3 protein-coding genes are annotated in these 17,443 nt (G+C 75.6%); all 3 read left to right on the top strand.

Annotated elements, in window-relative coordinates; all coding sequences use genetic code 11:
• Nucleotides 1-50 precede the first annotated feature (50 nt).
• Genes ABT095_RS17985 through ABT095_RS17975 form a run of 3 tightly spaced genes read left to right on the top strand, consistent with a single transcriptional unit; the run spans nucleotide 51 to nucleotide 17,412 of the window.
• Entirely contained in the window at nucleotides 51-6,542 is a 6,492-nt protein-coding gene (locus ABT095_RS17985) for a non-ribosomal peptide synthetase (protein WP_350530391.1), read from the top strand.
• Nucleotides 6,539-9,730, top strand: a complete 3,192-nt coding sequence (locus ABT095_RS17980) for a non-ribosomal peptide synthetase (protein ID WP_350530390.1) — start codon at nucleotides 6,539-6,541, stop codon at nucleotides 9,728-9,730. Before ABT095_RS17985 ends, ABT095_RS17980 begins: the two co-directional genes overlap by 4 nt.
• Before the next feature lie 20 nt (nucleotides 9,731-9,750).
• Nucleotides 9,751-17,412: a non-ribosomal peptide synthetase gene (locus ABT095_RS17975; RefSeq protein ID WP_350530389.1), complete on the top strand. Its 7,662-nt coding sequence runs from the start codon at nucleotides 9,751-9,753 to the stop codon at nucleotides 17,410-17,412.
• Nucleotides 17,413-17,443 lie beyond the last annotated feature (31 nt).

Genomic DNA, 17,443 nt, shown 5'->3' with positions numbered 1-17,443 from the left:
GTTCCTAGGTTCGGAGGGCGCCCAGTTGCCGATCCGGGGAGGTACTTTCTGTGCGTGCGAATCCGGAGCGGACCTCCTCGGCCGGCCGTCGCGGCCTGGTGCACGAGCTGTGCGGACTGTTCTCCGCTGTCCTCGGGGTGCCGGGGATCGAGCCCGAGGACAGCTTCTTCGACCTCGGCGGCAACTCGCTGCTCGCCACCCGGCTGGCCAACCGCCTGCGTGTCGAACTGTCCCTCGATGCCACGGCGTTGACCGTCTTCGAGTCGCCGACGCCCGGCGAGCTGGCGGTCGCCCTCGGTGGGGCGGCTGCCTCGGTCAAGGGCGTCACCGCCGTCTCCCCCCGCCCGGAGGGCCTGCCGCTCTCGGCGGCGCAGCGGCGGCTCTGGTTCCTGCACCGGCTGGAGGGCCCCAGCGCCACCTACAACGTGCCGCTGGTCACGCGGGTGCGCGGGCTGCTCTGCCCCGCCACCCTGACGGCCGCCCTCGACGACGTGCTGGGCCGGCACGAGGCCCTGCGCACGGTCTACCGGGAGCTGGACGGAGAGCCGTTCCAGCACGTCGTCGAGGCCGAGGACGCCACCGTGGCGGTGACGGTGAGCTGGGCGGCCGACCCCGGGCCCGCCGTGGCCGCCGCCTGCGCGTACGTCTTCGACCTGGCGGCGGAGCTGCCGGTGCACGCCGAGCTGATCCGGGTCGCGGACCAGGAGTCGGTGCTGGTGCTGGTGGTGCACCACATCGCCACCGACGGCTGGTCGATGCCGCCGCTGGCCGCCGACCTCTCGGCGGCGTACGCGGCCCGCCAGGCCGGGCACGCCCCCGGCTGGGAGCCGCTGCCGGTGCAGTACGCCGACTACGCGCTCTGGCAGCTGGACCGCAGCGAGGAGGAGGACGCGGAGCAACTCGCCTACTGGCGTGAGGCCTTGGCCGGTCTCCCGGAGGAGCTGGCGCTGCCGGTGGACCGGGCGCGCCCGGCCCGCTCCTCGTACCGGGGCGGCCGGGTGACGCTGCCGGTGTCGGCCGAGGTGCACGGGCGGCTGCGGGAGCTGGCGCGAGCGCACGAGATGACTCCGTTCATGGTGGTGCACGCGGCCGTCGCGGCGCTGCTGACCCGGCTGGGGGCGGGGACGGACCTGCCCCTCGGCACGGTGGTGGCGGGGCGCGGCGACGAGGCCCTGAGCCCCCTGGTGGGGTTCTTCGTGAACACCCTGGTGCTGCGGGCCGACACCTCCGGCGATCCGACCTTCGGTGAACTCCTGGGCCGGATCCGGGAGACGGACCTGGCAGCCTTCTCGCACCAGGAGCTGCCGTTCGACCGGCTGGTGGAGGAGCTGGCGCCCAGCCGCTCGCTGGCCCGCCACCCGCTGGTGCAGGTCGTGCTCGCCTGGCAGCCGCCGAGCGCCCTGCCGGTCTTCCCGGGAGCCGTCTGCGAACCGGGCGAAGTCCGGTTGGACGTCTGCAAGTTCGATCTGGAGATCAGCCTCCTGGAGCGCCCGGACGGCGGGCTGACCGTACAGCTCGACTACGCGGACGACCTCTTCGACCGGCCCACGGTGGCCGCGCTCGGGGCGCGGCTGGTGCGAGTGCTCGGCGGGCTGGATCCGCAGGAGCGGATCGGGGCGCTGGAGGTGGTGTCGGCGGAGGAGTCGGCGGCGCTGCTGGAGCGGGGCTCGGGTGCGGCGGTGCCGGGCGGGCGGGGCACGCTGCTGGAGCTGTTCGATGCGCGGGTGGCGGCTTCGCCGGGTGCGGTGGCGGTGGCCGCGGGTGAAGTGTCGCTGTCGTACGGGGAGTTGGCTGCCCGGGTGGGTGGTCTGGCGCGGGTGCTGGCCGGGGCGGGGGTGGGCCGCGGGTCGGTGGTGCCGGTGCTGATGGAGCGTTCGGCGGATCTGGTGGTGGGGCTGCTGGCGATTGTGCGGGTGGGGGCGGCGTACCTGCCGGTGGACACCCGGTGGCCCCGGGCGCGGGTCGCGGGGGCGCTGGGTGCGGCGCCGGTGGTGGTGGCGGACGAGCGCTGGGCCGGGGCCTGGGTGTTGGCGGGCCGGCGGGTGGTGCCGGCTTCTTCGGGCGCGGAGGGTGAGTTCGCGGCGCCGGTGCTCGATCCGGCGGAGCTGGCGTACGTGATGTACACCTCGGGGTCGACGGGTGAGCCGAAGGGCATCGCCGTCACCCATCGCGGGGTGGTGGACCTGGCGCTGGACCAGGGCTGGGGTGTGGACGCCGCCAGTGCCGTGCTGTTCCAGTCGCCGCACGCGTTCGACGCCTCGACGTACGAGATCTGGGTGCCGCTGCTGGCTGGCGGGCGGATCGTGGTGGGCCCGGCGGGCGAGCTGGACGCGGCGGGGGTGCGGCGGCTGGTCGCCGAGCAGGGGGTGACTCATCTGCACCTGACGGCCGGGCTGTTCGGTGTGATCGCGGAGGACGATCCGGGTGCCTTCGCGGGGCTGGCCGAGGTACTGACCGGGGGCGACGTGGTCTCGGCCCGTGCGGTCGGCCACCTGCTGGCGGCGGTGCCGGGGCTGCGGGTGCGGACGCTGTACGGGCCGACGGAGGCGACGCTCTGTGTCAGCGGGCAGGTCTGGGCGGAGGTTCCTGGCGGTTCGGTGCCGTTGGGCGCGGCGATGTCCGGGGCGCGGCTGTTGGTGCTGGATGCTTCGCTGCGGCCGGTGCCGCCCGGGGTGGCGGGGGAGTTGTACCTGGCGGGGACGGGCCTGGCGCGGGGGTATCTGGACCGGCCTGGCCTGACGGCCGAGCGGTTCGTGGCGGATCCGTTCGGGGAGCCGGGGGGCCGGTTGTACCGCACGGGTGATCTGGTGCGCTGGACCGGTGCTGGTGAGCTGCTGTTCCTGGGGCGTGGTGACGGTCAGGTGAAGGTCCGGGGGTTCCGGGCGGAGCTGGGTGAGGTGGAGGCGGCGCTGGCCGCTGTGCCGGGTGTCGGCCAGGCGGCGGTGGTGTTGCGTGAGGACCGGTTGGTGGGTTATCTCGCCGGTGCCGAACTGCCGTCCGGTGAGCAGGTGTTGGCGGCCCTGGCGGAGAGGTTGCCGGAGTACTCGGTGCCCTCGGCGCTGGTCGTGCTGCCCGCGCTGCCGTTGACCGTGAACGGCAAGATCGACCGCGCTGCGCTGCCCGCGCCGGACTGGGCGGCCGCGGTGAGCGGCCGGGCGCCGCGCACGGTGCGGGAGACGGTGCTGTGCCGGCTGTTCGCCGAGGTGCTCGGGCTGCCCGAGGTCGGTATCGACGACGGCTTCTTCGACGTCGGCGGGCACTCGCTGCTGGCGATCCGCCTGGTGAACCGGATCCGGACCGCCCTCGGGGTGGAGATCGGCATGCGGGCGGTCTTCGAGGCGCCGACCGTGGCCCGGTTGGCGGCCAGGCTGGCGGAGGAGGAGGCACCGGGCCAGGCGGGGGTGGTGGCCGTGCGGCCGCGCCCGGAGTCGCTCCCGCTCTCCCCGGCCCAGCGGCGGCTGTGGTTCCTGCACCGGCTGGACGGGCCCAGCGCGACGTACAACGTGCCGCTGGTGGTCCGGATCAGGGGCGGGCTGGAGCCGGCCGTCCTGTCGGCGGCGCTGACGGACGTGGTGGGCCGGCACGAGACGCTGCGGACGGTGTTCGCCGAGGTGGACGGCGAGCCGGTCCAGGTCGTCCGGCCGCCCGAGCCGGTCGTGGTGACCCAGGAGCCGGACGTCGCCGTCGTGTGCGGTCATCTCTTCGACCTGGCAGCGGAGTTGCCGATCCGGGCGGCCCTCGTGCCGGGGGAGGACGGGCCCACGCTGGTCGTGGTGGTGCACCACATCGCCACCGACGGCTGGTCCATGGGCCCGTTCGTCGCGGACCTCTCGGCGGCGTACGCGGCCCGGCTGTCCGGCGGCGCGCCGGAGTGGGAGCCGCTGCCGGTGCAGTACGCCGACCACGCCCTGTGGCTGCAGGCCCGGGCCGGTCTGGTGGAGGCGCAACTGGACTACTGGCGGCGGGCCCTGGCCGGTGCGCCGGAGCAGCTGGCGCTGCCGACCGACCGGCCCCGGCCGGCCCGCGCCTCGCACCGGGGCGGCCGGGCCGAGCTGGCGATCAGCCCTGAACTGGCGCAGCGGATCGAGGATCTGGCGCACGACTGCAGGGTGACGCCGTTCATGGTGGCGCAGGCCGCGGTGGCGGCGCTGTGGACCAGGCTGGGCGCGGGCGAGGACGTACCACTGGGCACCGTGGTGGCCGGGCGGGACGACGAAGTGCTGAACGGGCTGGTCGGGTTCTTCGTGAACACCCTGGTGCTGCGGACCGACACCTCCGGCGACCCGGCCTTCACCGAGCTGCTGGCCCGGGTGCGCGAGACGGACCTGGCGGCCTTCGAGCACCGGGAGGTGCCGTTCGACCGCCTGGTGGAGGAGCTGCACCCGGCCAGGTCGCTGGGCCGGCACCCGCTGTTCCAGACCTCGCTGGTCTGGCAGGGCGAGCCCGAGCCGGAGCTGGTGCTGCCCGGCGCGCAGTGCCGGACGGAGCCGGTGACGCTCGGGGCGGCCAAGTTCGACCTGGACCTGGAGTTCACCCCGGAGCGGGGCGGCGGGCTGCGGCTGGCGGTCGGCTACGCGGCGGACCTGTTCGACGCGGGTACGGTGCAGGCACTGGCCGAGCGCCTGGTCGCCGTCCTGGCGCAGGCGGTCGAGCGGCCGGAGCTGCGGATCGGCGAGCTGGAGCTGCTGTCGGCTGCCGAGGGGCCCCGCCTGCTGACGGAGTGGGCGCACGGCACGGAGGTGGCGCCGGAGACCTTCGGCGCCCTGTTCGCCCGGCAGGTGCGGCTGCACCCGGGGGAGGTCGCCGTCGAGCACGCGGGCGAGCGGCTGAGCTACGCGGAGCTGGACGCCCGGGCGAACCGGCTGGCCCGCCACCTGGCCGCCCAGGGGGTCGGCCCGGAGGTGCCGGTGGCGGTCTCGCTGGAGCGCGGCACCGACTGGGTGGTGGCCCTGCTCGCGGTGGTGAAGGCCGGGGGCGTGTACTTCCCGGTGGACCCGGCGTACCCGGACGCGCGCCGGGAGTTCCTGCTCGCCGACACCGCCCCCGCGCTGGTGCTCACCGAGCTGCCGGACTTCGCCGCCCAGTCGGCCGATCCGCTGCCCGAGCGGGTCACGGCCGACAGCGCCTGCTACCTGATCTACACCTCAGGCTCGACCGGCACCCCCAAGGGCACCGCGCTGCCGCACCGCGGCATCGCCCGGCTGGTGGCCGCGCACGACGAGCAGCTGGGCATCGGGCCGGGCAGCCGGGTGCTGCAGCTGGCCTCGATCGGCTTCGACATGTCGCTGGCCGAGGTGACGATGGCGCTGCTCTCCGGCGGCACGCTGGTGGTGCGCCGCCCCGAGGAGGTGCTGACGGCCGCGCCCGGCTCGGCTGCGGTGGCGGGGGTGACCCACCTGATCGCCACGCCGTCGTTCCTGGCCGCCTGGTCGCCGCGGGTGCTCGCGCCCGGCGCGGTGGTGGCCACCGGTGGCGAGGCCTGCCCCGAGGCGCTGGTCGAGGCGTGGTCCGGGCGGCACCGGCTGGTCAACTTCTACGGGCCGACCGAGACCACCGTCTACGCCGCGGCCGGGCCGCTGCGGCCCGGTGCGGAGGTGGCGATCGGCCGCCCGACGCCCGGTACCACGGTCCGGGTGCTCGACGGCCGCCTGCGGCTGGTCCCGCCCGGTGCGGTGGGGGAGCTGTACGTGGCCGGGCCCGGGCTCGCGCGCGGCTACCGGGGCCGCCCCGGGCTCACCGCCGGGAGCTTCACCGCCGATCCGTTCGGCCCGCCGGGCAGCCGGATGTACCGCACGGGCGACTTGGCCCGCTGGACCGCCGACGGCCGGCTCCGGTACCAGGGCCGGGCGGACGACCAGGTGAAGCTCCGTGGCTTCCGGATCGAACTCGGCGAGGTGGAGGCCGTGTTGGCCGCCCTGCCGCAGGTCGGACGGGCCGCCGTGGTGGTCCGCGAGGACCGGCCCGGCGACCGCCGGCTGGTCGGCTACGCCGTCCCCGCGCAGCCCGGCGCCCGCCCGGCCGAGCTGCGCGCCGAGCTGGCCGCCCGCCTGCCCGCGCACCTGGTGCCCGCGGCAGTGGTGCTGCTCGAGGCCCTGCCGCTGACCGTCAACGGCAAGCTCGACCGCGCCGCCCTGCCCGTACCGGAGTTCGGCCAGGACGGCGGCGCCACCGCGCCCCGGACCCCGGTCGAGGAGGTGCTCTGCACGCTCTTCGCCCAGGTGCTCGGGCTGCCCGAAGTGGGCGCGGAGGAGAGCTTCTTCGAGCTCGGCGGCCACTCGCTGCTGGTGATCAAACTGGTCGCCGAGATCGAGGCCAGAGCGCTCGGCGCCGTCATCGTACGGGACGTGTTCGAGGCCCGCACCGTCCGTGAACTGGCCGTCAGGCTCGCCGAGTCGGGCCCGAGCAAGCCGGCGGCCGGCCCGGTGCGGATCGCCCGCCGGGCCCGCACCGTCGTACGCGGTACCGCCCAGGACAGCCGCACCGCCCAGGACAGCCGCACCGCCCAGGCCAGCCGTGCCGACCAGCCCGGAGGAGAACGATGATCGACACGGTCCGGCAGTTCGTCGAACTGCCCGCCGCACCGGCCCAGCAGGCGCTGTGGGTGATCGACCGCTTCGGCGGCCAGGCCGCCTCCTACGCCGTGCCGTGCGCACTGCGGGTGGACGGCGCCTTCGACCCCGCCGCCGCGCGGACCGCCTTCGAGCACCTGGTGCTGCGGCACGAGCCGCTGCGCACCTGCTTCCGCTGGGACGACGGGCAGTTGACCCAGCTGGTGGCCGAGCCGGCCGAGGACGAGCCGGTGCCGCTGGACTGGGCGCAGCTCACCGTGCCGGCCGAGCGGTGGGAGGAGGTGGCCCGGGCGGAGGCCGCGGCGCCCTTCGACCTGGCCGCCGGCCCGCTGCTGCGGATCCGGGTGCTGCGCGCGGGCGAGCGGGAGCACCTGCTGGTACTGAGCGCGCACCACATCGTGGTGGACGGCGTCTCGCTGGCCGTGCTGCTGCGGGAGTTCGCCGTCTGCTACCACGCCGCCCTCGCCGGCCGTCAGCCCGAACTGCCCGAACCCGAGCTGCAGTACGGCGACTTCGCGCAGTGGCAGCTCGACCGGCTGACCGAGGAGGCGATCGCCGCCGACGTCGCGTACTGGCGCGAGCGGCTGGCCGACGCGCCGGTGCTCGACCTGGTCACCGACCGGCCGCGCCAGGCGCAGCAGTCCCACCGGGGCGAGGTGCACCGCTTCGAGCTGCCGGACGGGCTGATCGAGGCGCTGCGTGAGTACGCCCGCCGCGAGCAGGTGACGCTGTTCGCCACCCTGCTGGCCGTCTTCGAGTCCTTGATGTGCCGGTACAGCCGGGCCGAGGAGGTGTGCGTGGGGGTGACGGTCGGCGGCCGGAACACGCCCCAACTGCAGGAGACCGTCGGCATGTTCGTCAACCTGCTGGTCTTCCGCGGCCGGACCGGCGACGACCCGAGCCTGCGCGAGCTGGCCGGCCGGGCGCAGGCGGAGTTCCTGGACTCGGTGGAGCACGCGGAGCTGCCGTTCTCCTGGCTGGTGGAGCGGATCGGCACGCCGCGCGACCTGAGCCGCAACCCGCTGTTCCAGACCACCTTCGCCCTCGACCGCGCCGTCGCCGCCGGGGTGCGCCTGGAGGGTGCCGAGCTGCGGCAGATCGATCTCTACCTGGGCATCGCGAAGTTCGACCTCCAGATGACGGTGCACGACGACGGCGAGCGGCTCTGGGGCACCCTGGAGTACGACACCGACCTGTTCGACGCGGCCGTGATCGCCCGGATGGGCACCCACTTCACCGCGCTCGCCGCCGCGGCCGTCGCCGACCCGGGCACCCCGCTCTCCGAGCTCGACCTGGTGCCCGCGGCGGAGCGGCAGGAGCTGCTCGGGCCGTGGAACAGCCCCGGCGGCGCGCTGCTCACCCATGAGGCGATCGGGCCGCGGTTCGAGCACTGGGCGGCCACCACGCCCGAGGCGCCGGCCGTGCTGAGCCCCGACGGCACGGCGCTGAGCTACCGCGAGCTCAACGAGCGGGCCAACCGCCTGGCCCACCGGCTGCGTTCGCTGGGCACCGGCCCGGAGCAGGCCGTCGGCATCCTGCTGCCGCCGACCGCCGAGATGGTGGTCGCCGTGCTGGCCGTGCTCAAGGCGGGCGGCGTGTACGTGCCGCTGGTGGCGAGCCACCCCGAGGACCGGCTGCGGCAGATCGTCGGCGCGGCGGGCGCCCCGGTGGTGCTCACCCTCGGCCGGTACGCCGAGCGGTTCGGGTACCAGGGCGCGCCCCACGCGGTGCTGCTCGACCGGGCGGAGCCCGGCGCGTGGCCCGCGGAGGACCCGGCGCCGACCGCGCTGGCCGACAACCTCGCGTACATCGTCTACACCTCCGGCTCGACCGGCGCCCCCAAGGGCATCGGCATCTCGCACCGCTCGGTGCTGCACCGGGTGCACGAGAAGAGCTACCCGGGCCTCGGGCCCGGTGACGTGCGGCTGCTGCTCGCGCCGCTCTCCTTCGACGGCTCGGTCTGGGAGCTGTGGTCGACGCTGCTCAACGGCGGTGCGCTCGCGCTGCCCGACCCGGCGCTGCCCTTCCCGGCGAATCTGCGCGACGCGCTGGAACGGCACCGGATCGACCACCTGTTCCTGATGTCGGCGCAGCTCCAGATGGCCCTCGACGCCTTCCCCGACCTCCTCGGCAGGGTGCACGAGCTGACCACCGGCGGGGACGTGCTGTCGCCGGTCCACGCCCGCCGGGCGGCGGAGAACCTGCCGGCGGGCGGGGTGGTGGTCAACAACTACGGCCCCACCGAGTGCACGGTCTTCGCGACGGCCGCGAGCTTCACGGAGATCGACGACACCCGCTCGACGGTGCCGATCGGCCTCCCGGTGCCGGACACCACCGCACACCTGATGGACGAGAACTTCCGGCTGGTGCCGGTCGGCGTGCCGGGGGAGATCTGGCTCGGCGGTCCCGGGGTGGCCCGGGGCTACGTCGGCCGGCCCGGCCTGACCGCCGACCGCTTCGTGCCGGACCCGTTCGGCCCGCCCGGCGCCCGGCTCTACCGGACGGGCGACCTGGCGCGCCGCCTGCCGGACGGGCGGCTCGACTTCATCGGCCGGATCGACGGCCAGGTCAAGGTGCGCGGCTACCGGATCGAGCTCGGCGAGGTCACCACCGTGCTGCAGCGCCACCCGGCGGTGCGGGCCGCCGAGGTGGTGGTCCGCGACGACCTGCCCGGCGGCCGGGACCTGGTGGCCTACCTGGTGCCCGAGCGGGAGCCGGTGCCCGATCCGGAGCTGCGCGAGCTGCTGGCCGGGGCGCTGCCCGGCTACATGATCCCCGCCGCGCTGGTCTGGCTGGACGAGCTGCCGCTGAACGCCAACGGCAAGGTGGACCGGCGCGCGCTGCCCGCACCGCAGTTCGGCCGCGGCGAGGCCGGCGCCGAGCGGCCCCGGACGGAGAGCGAGGCCCGGCTGCTCGCGGCCTGGGAGGAGCTGCTCGGCGTCGACGGCATCGGCCGGGACGACAAGTTCTTCGACGTGGGCGGCAATTCGCTGCTGCTCGTCGCGCTGCACGGCCTGGTGCGCGAGCTCTTCCCCGCGGCGGCGCTCTCGCTGGTGGAGCTCTTCGAGTACACCACCTGCGCCGAACTGGCCGCCGTCCTGGACCGCCGGGGCGCCGCCGCGCCCGCCCCCGGCACGGCCGGCGCCGAGTTCGACCTGTGAGCCGCCGCTCACCCCTCCCCATGACTCAACTCCCGCAGGACGAAGCAGAGAAGGGCAACTCGACCATGGAGCCACCCGCCGCCACGACCGCCTCGCCCGAGGAGCCGTTCACCCCGGTCGCCGTCATCGGCATGGCCGTCCGGCTGCCGCAGGCGGACTCCGCCGCCGCCCTGCACCGGCTGCTGGCCGACGGGGTCGGCACCGTCGGCGAGATGCCCGCCCACCGGCTCGCGCTGGCCGGGCTCGGACAGACCGGCCCGCACCCGAAGATCGCGGCCCTCGAGGGCATCGAGGAGTTCGACCGCGAGTACTTCGGCATCACCCCCGCCGAGGCGGAGGCGATGGACCCGCACCAGCGGCTGCTGCTCCAACTCTCTGTCAACGCCGTGGAGAACGCCGGCTACCGGCTCGCCGCGCTGCGCGGCGCCGACTGCGGCGTGTACGTCGGCGCCCCACGCCCGGACTACACGCGGCTGGTCGGCGACGAGGACCTCACCACCATGCTCGGCACCGCGCCGCCCGCGCTCTCCGGCCGGGTCTCCTACCTGCTCGGCCTGCAGGGCCCCGCCGTGGTGGTGGACACCGGCTGCAACAGCGCGCTAGTCGCGATGCACTACGCCTGCCGCGAGCTGGCCAAGGGCACCGTCACCACCGCCCTCACCGGCGGCGTCAGCCTCTACCCGCTGCTCTTCCAGCAGGCCGGCGCGGACGCCTTCCCCGAGGTGATGGCCACCGACGGCGTCTGCCGGGCCTTCGACGCGGCCGCGGCCGGCACCTCGCCCGGCGAGGGCGGCGGCGTGCTGCTGCTCAAGCGGCTGGACCGCGCGCTGGCCGACGGCGACACCGTGCACGCCGTGATCCGGGGCCTGGCCGTCAACCACAACGGCGCGCGCTCCAACGGCTTCTCGGCCCCCGGCGTGACCGCGCAGGCCGAGGTGATCGAGCGGGCCTGGGCCGAGGCCGGGATCGGCCTCGACCGGCTCACCGTGCTCGAGGCGCACGGCTCCGGCACCCGGCTCGGCGACATGATCGAGATCGAGGCCGCCCAGCGGGTGCTCACCGCCGCCGGCGCGGGCCGGCACGCCTGCGCGATCGGCTCGGTGAAGACCAACATCGGCCACCTGGGCAATGTCGCGGGCGTCGCGGGCCTGATCAAGACCGTGCTCGCGCTGCGCCACCGCACCCACTACCCGTCGATCAACTTCGACCGGCCCAACCCCCAACTCGCCGCCCACGGCGAGCCGGTGGCCGTCTCCACCGAGACCAGGCCCTGGACCACCCCGGACGGGCGACCCCGGGTCGCCGGGGTCAGCTCCTTCACGCTGATCGGCACCAACGCGCACGCCGTGGTCGAGGAGGCCCCCGAGGCCCCGGCCCGGGCCGGCGCCACCCAGCCGTACGAGCTGGCCACCCTCTCGGCCCGGACTCCGGCCGCGCTGCTGCGCCAGGTGCGGGCGCTCACCGAGCACCTGCCCGCGCTGAGCGAGGCCGAGCTGCCGGACGCCCTCTTCGTGCTCAACGCCGGCCGGGACGACCACGCCCACCGCGCCGCCTTCCCGGTCAGCGGCCTGGACTCGCTGCGCGAGGGCCTGCGGGAGCTCGGCGAGGCGCTGGAGAAGGGCGCCGGGCCCGAGGCCGCCGCCCGCCGCCTGGTGCTGGTGCTCGGCGACCCCGCCCCGGGCGCCGATCTCGACGCCTGGGCGGCCGCCTACCCCGCGTACGCCGAGGCGCTGGCCGCCACCGAGGGGGTGCCGGCCGAGGCACGGCACCAGTACGCACTGGTCGAGCAGCTGCGTGCCCAGGGGCTCACCCCCGAGGTGCTGCTCGGCACCGGCCGGGGCCGGGCGGTGGCCCGCGCACTGCGCGGCGAACTGCCGCTCGCCGAGGCCTGGGCCGAGCCCGTCACCGGCGGCGACGGCCTGGAGGCCCGTACCCGCGCGGTGGTCGAGCGGCTCGCCGAGGCCGACCCCTCGGCCTTCCTGGTGCTCGGCGAGGTGGACGCCGCCTTCCGCGGCCTCGGCGGCGCCGCGCACGACTACGCCGAGTGGCACTCGGCCGCGCCGGCCTCGGTGGCCGAGCAGCTGGCCGCCCTCTACCGGGCCGGCGTCGCGGTGGACTGGGACCGCCGCTACGCCGGCCAGGGCCGCCGCCGGATCGAACTGCCCGGCTACTCCTTCGAGCCCACCCGCTGCTGGCCCGAGGTGCGCCCGGTGGCGGCGGGCCCCAAGGCCGTCGAACCGCCCCAGCCGACCGGGGACGTGGTGGAGGTGGTGGCCGGGGTCTTCGGCGCGGTGCTGCGGATCGAGGGCATCGAGGCCGACTCCGACTACTTCGACCTCGGCGGCAACTCCATCCTCGGCCTCTCCGTCCTGGAGCGGCTCAACCGCCGGTACGGCCTGCGGCTCACCCTCCCGGTGCTCTACGAGTACAGCACGGTGAGCGCGCTCGCCGAGCTGGTGCGCGCCCAGGCCAAGCCGGAGAGCCGGGCCGAGAACGGCATCGTCAAGGTCACCGACACCGTCACCTACCTGCCCAGCTACGGGCAGGAGTCGCTCTGGTTCCTCGACCGGCTCTTCCCGGACATGGGCCTCTACAACGTGCCGCACGACATGCACCTGCGCGGCCCGGTCGACGTGCCCGCGCTGCGCCGGGCGCTGGCCGCCTTCGAGCGCCGCCACCAGGTGCTGCGCTGCTACTACCTGGAGCGGGACGGCGCCCCGCTGGTCGGCCTGCTGCCGGTGGACGAGAACGAGCTGCAGGTGGTCGACCTCACCGGCATCGCCGACGAGCAGGAGCGCCTGACCGCCGCCGCCACCTGGCTGCGCAGTGCCGCGATCTCGCCGCTGGTGCTCGAAGAGGGCCCGCTCTACCGCAAGTTGCTGGTCAGGCTGGCCGAGGACGACCACACCCTGCTGCTGGTCGCCCACCACAGCATCTACGACGGCTGGACCCCGGCCGTGCTCGACCGCGACCTGTGGGCGTTCTACCGGGCCGAACTGACCGGCGAGACCCCGGACCTGCCCGAACTGCCCATCAGCTACCTGGACTACGCGGCCTGGCAGCGCGAGCGGCTGACCGGCGACCGGCTCGAGGAGCTGCTCGGCTTCTGGCGCACCACGCTGGCCGGGGTCACCCCGTCGAAGCTGCCCACCGTGCACCCGAGGCCCGAGCACGTGAGCGGGCTGGGCGGCGTGCACCGCTTCGTCATCCAGCCGGAAATCCTGCGCGGGCTCAAGGAGTTCAGCGCCGCGCAGCGCGGCTCGCTGTTCATGACGATGATCTGCGCGCTCAAGGTGCTGATGCTGCGCTACAGCGGCGAGGGCGACATCACGGTGGCGACCACCACCGCCGGGCGCCCGCACCCCGATCTGCTGCAGCTGATCGGCTACTTCAACAACTCGGTGCCGCTGCGCACCAAGCTGGACCCGGCGCTGACCTTCCGGGAGGCCTTCGCCCTGGTGCGGCGCACCGTGATCGACGGGCTCGACCACGACGAGCTGCCGTTCGCCATGACGGTCGCCGACCAGCAGCCCGAGCGCGACCCCTCGCGGCACCCGATCTTCCAGGTCGGCTACATCCACCAGACCATCTCCGACCACACCGCCGAGCTGGCCGAGGGCCTGAGCTACCGCACCGACCGGCCGCAGCAGTTCGGCGGGCTGCCCCCGGGCACCGCCAAGTGGGACCTGAGCCTGGCCGTGTGCGAGATCGACACCCACCCCGAGCTGGACTCCGCCCTCGAATACAGCACCGACATCTTCGACGCTGCCCTGATGGAGCAGTTCGCCGAGGACTTCCAGGTGCTGCTCGCGGGGATCGTCGCCGACCCGGACACCCGGCTCGCCGACCTGCCGCTGCTCGCGGGCGGCTCCTTCGCCGCCCAGCTGGCGGCCGGGCACGGCCCGGAACTGCCCGCGGGCGACGTGGTACTGACGGACGGTCAGTACGGCCGCGCGGCCCACCTGGCGGGGCTGCTGGCCGAGCGCGGGGTGGCGGCCGGGCAGACGGTGGCCGGGCCCGCCGAGGGCGAGGACGCCATGGTGGCGCTGGCCGGCACCCTGCTGGCCGGCGCCGTCTACCTGCCGCTGGACGCCGGGGCCGGCTTCGCCCGGCAGGCCGCCCTGCTCGAGCGGGCCGCGCCCACCCTGCTGCTCACCACCGGTACGACGGGCGCTCTGCCCTGGCCGGGTGCGGTGCTCGGGCTGGCCGAGGCGGCGGCCGCTCCGGCGGCGGCCCGGCCGCTGCCCGCCGGGGCGCTCGCGCTCTACCCGACCCCCGAGCGCGGCCTGCTGGTCGAGGCCGCCACCCTCGCCGAGCTGCCGCTCGCCGAGCTCACCCGGCACGCGGCCCACCCCGAACCCACCGCCACCGACGGCCTGTTCACCCTGCCCGGCCTGCCCTACCCGGTGGCCGCCGGCGCCGGCGACAGCGCGGACCCGCAGTGGCTCTCGCTCGGCGCCACCACCCCCGGCACCCGGCTGTACGTGCTGGACGCCGGCCTCGGCCCGGTGCCCGCCTGGGTCACCGGCGAGCTGTACGTCGGCGGCCCGGCCGCCGCGCTCGGCTACCACCGCGACGAAGCCGCCACCGAGCGGGACTTCCTCGCCGACCCGCACCACGCGGGCGGCCGCCTGCTGCGCACCGGCCTGGCGGCCCGGATCGACGCCTCGGGCACCGTGCAGCTGCAACTGCCCGAGCCCGTCACCGTCACCGCCGCGGTCACCGAGGCCGCCGAGGCCGACGCCACCCGGCCCGACGAGCTGGAGAGCGCGCTGATCCGGCTCTGGGAGGAGCTGCTCGGCATCCCCGGCATCGGCCGCCACGACAGCTTCTTCGACCTCGGCGGCCACTCGCTGCTCGCCATGACACTGCTCAGCAAGGTCTACGCCGAGCACGGGGTGCGGCTGCCCGTCACCCTGCTGTTCGACCGGCCGACCCCCGCCGCGCTGGCCGGCGCCGTCCGCGAGGCGGGCGGGCGCACCCGCCGCGCCCCCGTGGCGGAGCTGCAGCCCAAGGGCGCCGAGACCCCGCTGTTCTGCCTGCACCCCAACGGCGAGAACGTGCTCTCCTTCCACGCCTTCGCCCGGCGCTTCGCCCCCGACACCCCGCTGTACGGGCTGCGCGCCGAGCGCCCCGACCCGTACCTGCCCGACGACGCGGTGCGCAGCTCGCTGACCGCCCGCGCCAAGGTGTGCGCCGCCGCCATCCGCAGCGCCCGGCCCCAGGGCCCGTACCGGCTGCTCGGCTGGGAGTACGGCGGCCCGCTCGCGGCCCGCACCGCCGAGCTGCTGACCGCCGAGGGGGCCCGGGTCGAGCTGCTCGGCCTGGTCGACGGCCCGGACACGGCGGCGGCGCTGGCCACGGCGGGCCGGCTGCCGGTGCACCTGTTCCGTGGCGAGGGGGGCCAGGAGGCGGGCGCGCAGGCCCCGGCCCGGGGAGTCACCGTTGTGCCGGTCGAGGCCGACCTCGCCGCTCCGCTGCGCGACCATGCGGCCGCGCTGGCCGAGGCGGTGCTCGGCGCGCTCGCGGCCGTGGCGGCCGCCCCGGCGGCGCCGCGCACCGAGCTGGCGCCGGACTCCTACCAGGGCGGCGCGGTCGGCGGCCCGGCCACCGTGCGGCCGTTCAAGCTGACGGCCGAGGTTTCGGCCGCGCTCGGCTGGCGGGCCGGGGAGCCGGTGCCCGCGGCCGGGGTGCTGGCCTCGGTGGCCGCGCTGGTGGGCCGGCTCACCGGGGAGAGCGACCTGGTGCTCGGGCTGCGCGAGGCCGGTGCCGAGGACGCGCTGCCGGTGCGGATCGACCTCTCCGGGCCGGGCACGCTGCCCGAGCTGGTGGCGCGGGCCGAGACGGCGCTGGCCGCCGCCCGCGCCCAGGGAGCCGCGCCGGGCGTGCCGGCCGCCGGGCGGCACCCGCTGGTGGCCCTCGTGGTCGACCTCGACGAGAGCGCCGAACTCGACACCCCGCAGGGCCGGTTGGACGTGAGCTGGCGGGTCCGCAGTACCGAGCAGGGCCTGGCCGGAGCGGTGCTGTGCGACGCGGGCCGGTTCCGCCCGCGCAGCGCCAAGCGCCTGGTCGCCCGCTGGCGGCGCCTGGTCGAGGCGCTGGCCGACGGCGCCACCCCGCTGGCCGCCCCCGACCTGCTCGAGGAGGCCGAGCGGCACAGCCTGCTGCACGAGTGGAACGACACGGCAGTGGACTTCGGCGTGCCCGACACCCTCACCGAGCTGATCCGCCGCCAGGTGGCCGCCACCCCGGAGGCCACCGCCCTGGTGCAAGGTGAAGTGCGCTTCAGCTACCGCGAGCTGGACACCCGGGCCCGCGCCCTGGCGTCCCGGCTGCGCGCCCTGGGCGCGGGCCCGGACACGGTGGTCGGCGTCTGCCTCGAGCGCTCGCCGGAGCTGCCGGTCGCCCTGCTCGGAGTGGTCTACGCCGGCGCCGCCTACCTCCCGCTGGACCCGGACTACCCAATCGAGCGGCTGCGCTACATGCTGACCGACAGCGGCGCCCCGCTGCTGCTCACCGGCCAAGGCACGGCCGACCTGGGCGAACTGCCGGGCGTGCAGCGGCTGCCCGTCGAGCTGGCCGAACTGACCGGCGAGAGCGAGCCCTTGACGCCTCCGCACGGTGAGAACACCGCGTACGTCATCTACACCTCCGGCTCGACCGGCCGCCCCAAGGGCGTGGCGATGTCGCACCGCGCCCTGGTCAACCGGCTCGCCTGGGCCCAGCACCGCGACCCGCTGGGCCCCGACGACCGGGTGCTGCAGAAGACCCCGGCCAGCTTCGACCCCTCGGTCTGGGAGACCTTCTGGCCGCTCACCGCCGGCGCCGTGCTGGTGCTCGCCGAGCCCGGGGTGCACAAGGACGCGTTCCGGCTGGCCGACCTGATCGAGCGCGAGGGCGTCACCACCGCGCATTTCGTGCCCTCCCTGCTGCGGGTCTTCCTGCCCGCCGTGGACGGCAGCCAACTGCGCAGCCTGCGCCGGGTGGTGTGCAGCGGCGAGACGCTGCCGCCGGAGACCAGGCAGGCCCTGCTGGCGGCCTGCCCGGCCGACCTGGTCAACCTGTACGGCCCCACCGAGGTGGCGGTGGAGACCACCGTCTGGGACTGCCGCCAGGAGCACGAAGGCCCGAGCGTGCCGGTCGGCCGCCCGATGAGCAACCTGACGCTGCACGTGCTGGACGAGCTGCTGCGGCCCTGCCCGGTCGGGGTGCCCGGCGAGATCCACATCGGCGGGGTCGGCCTGGCCCGGGGCTACCACGACCGGCCGGGGCTGACCGCGAGCCGGTTCCTCGCCTCGCCGTTCGGCCCGGCCGGCTCCCGGCTCTACCGCACCGGCGACCGCGGCCGGATCACCGAGGGCGGGGTCCTCGAGTACCTCGGCCGGCTGGACGACCAGATCAAGTTCCGTGGCCACCGGGTCGAGCTGGGCGAGATCGAGGCGGTGCTCGCCGAGCACCCGGCGGTCTCGGCCGTGGCCGTGGCCCTGGAGGAGGCGAGGGCCGGCGACCAGCGGCTGGTGGCCCACCTGGTGGGCGAGCGGGCCGAGGGCACCGAGGCCGCGCTTCGCGAGCTGCTGGCGAGCCGGCTGCCCGCCCACATGGTGCCCGCCGCCTTCGTCTGGCGGCAGAGCCTCCCGCTCGGCACCAGCGGCAAGCTCGACCGCCGCGCACTGAAGAGCTGACCCGACCGGGCCCGGCCGCGAGAGGCGGCCG

This window comes from Kitasatospora sp. NPDC002227, from assembly GCF_040296285.1.
GTDB lineage: Bacteria > Actinomycetota > Actinomycetes > Streptomycetales > Streptomycetaceae > Kitasatospora.
The sequence above is the reverse complement of the archived record's forward strand: the minus strand, read 5'-3'. Positions and strand labels throughout refer to the sequence as shown.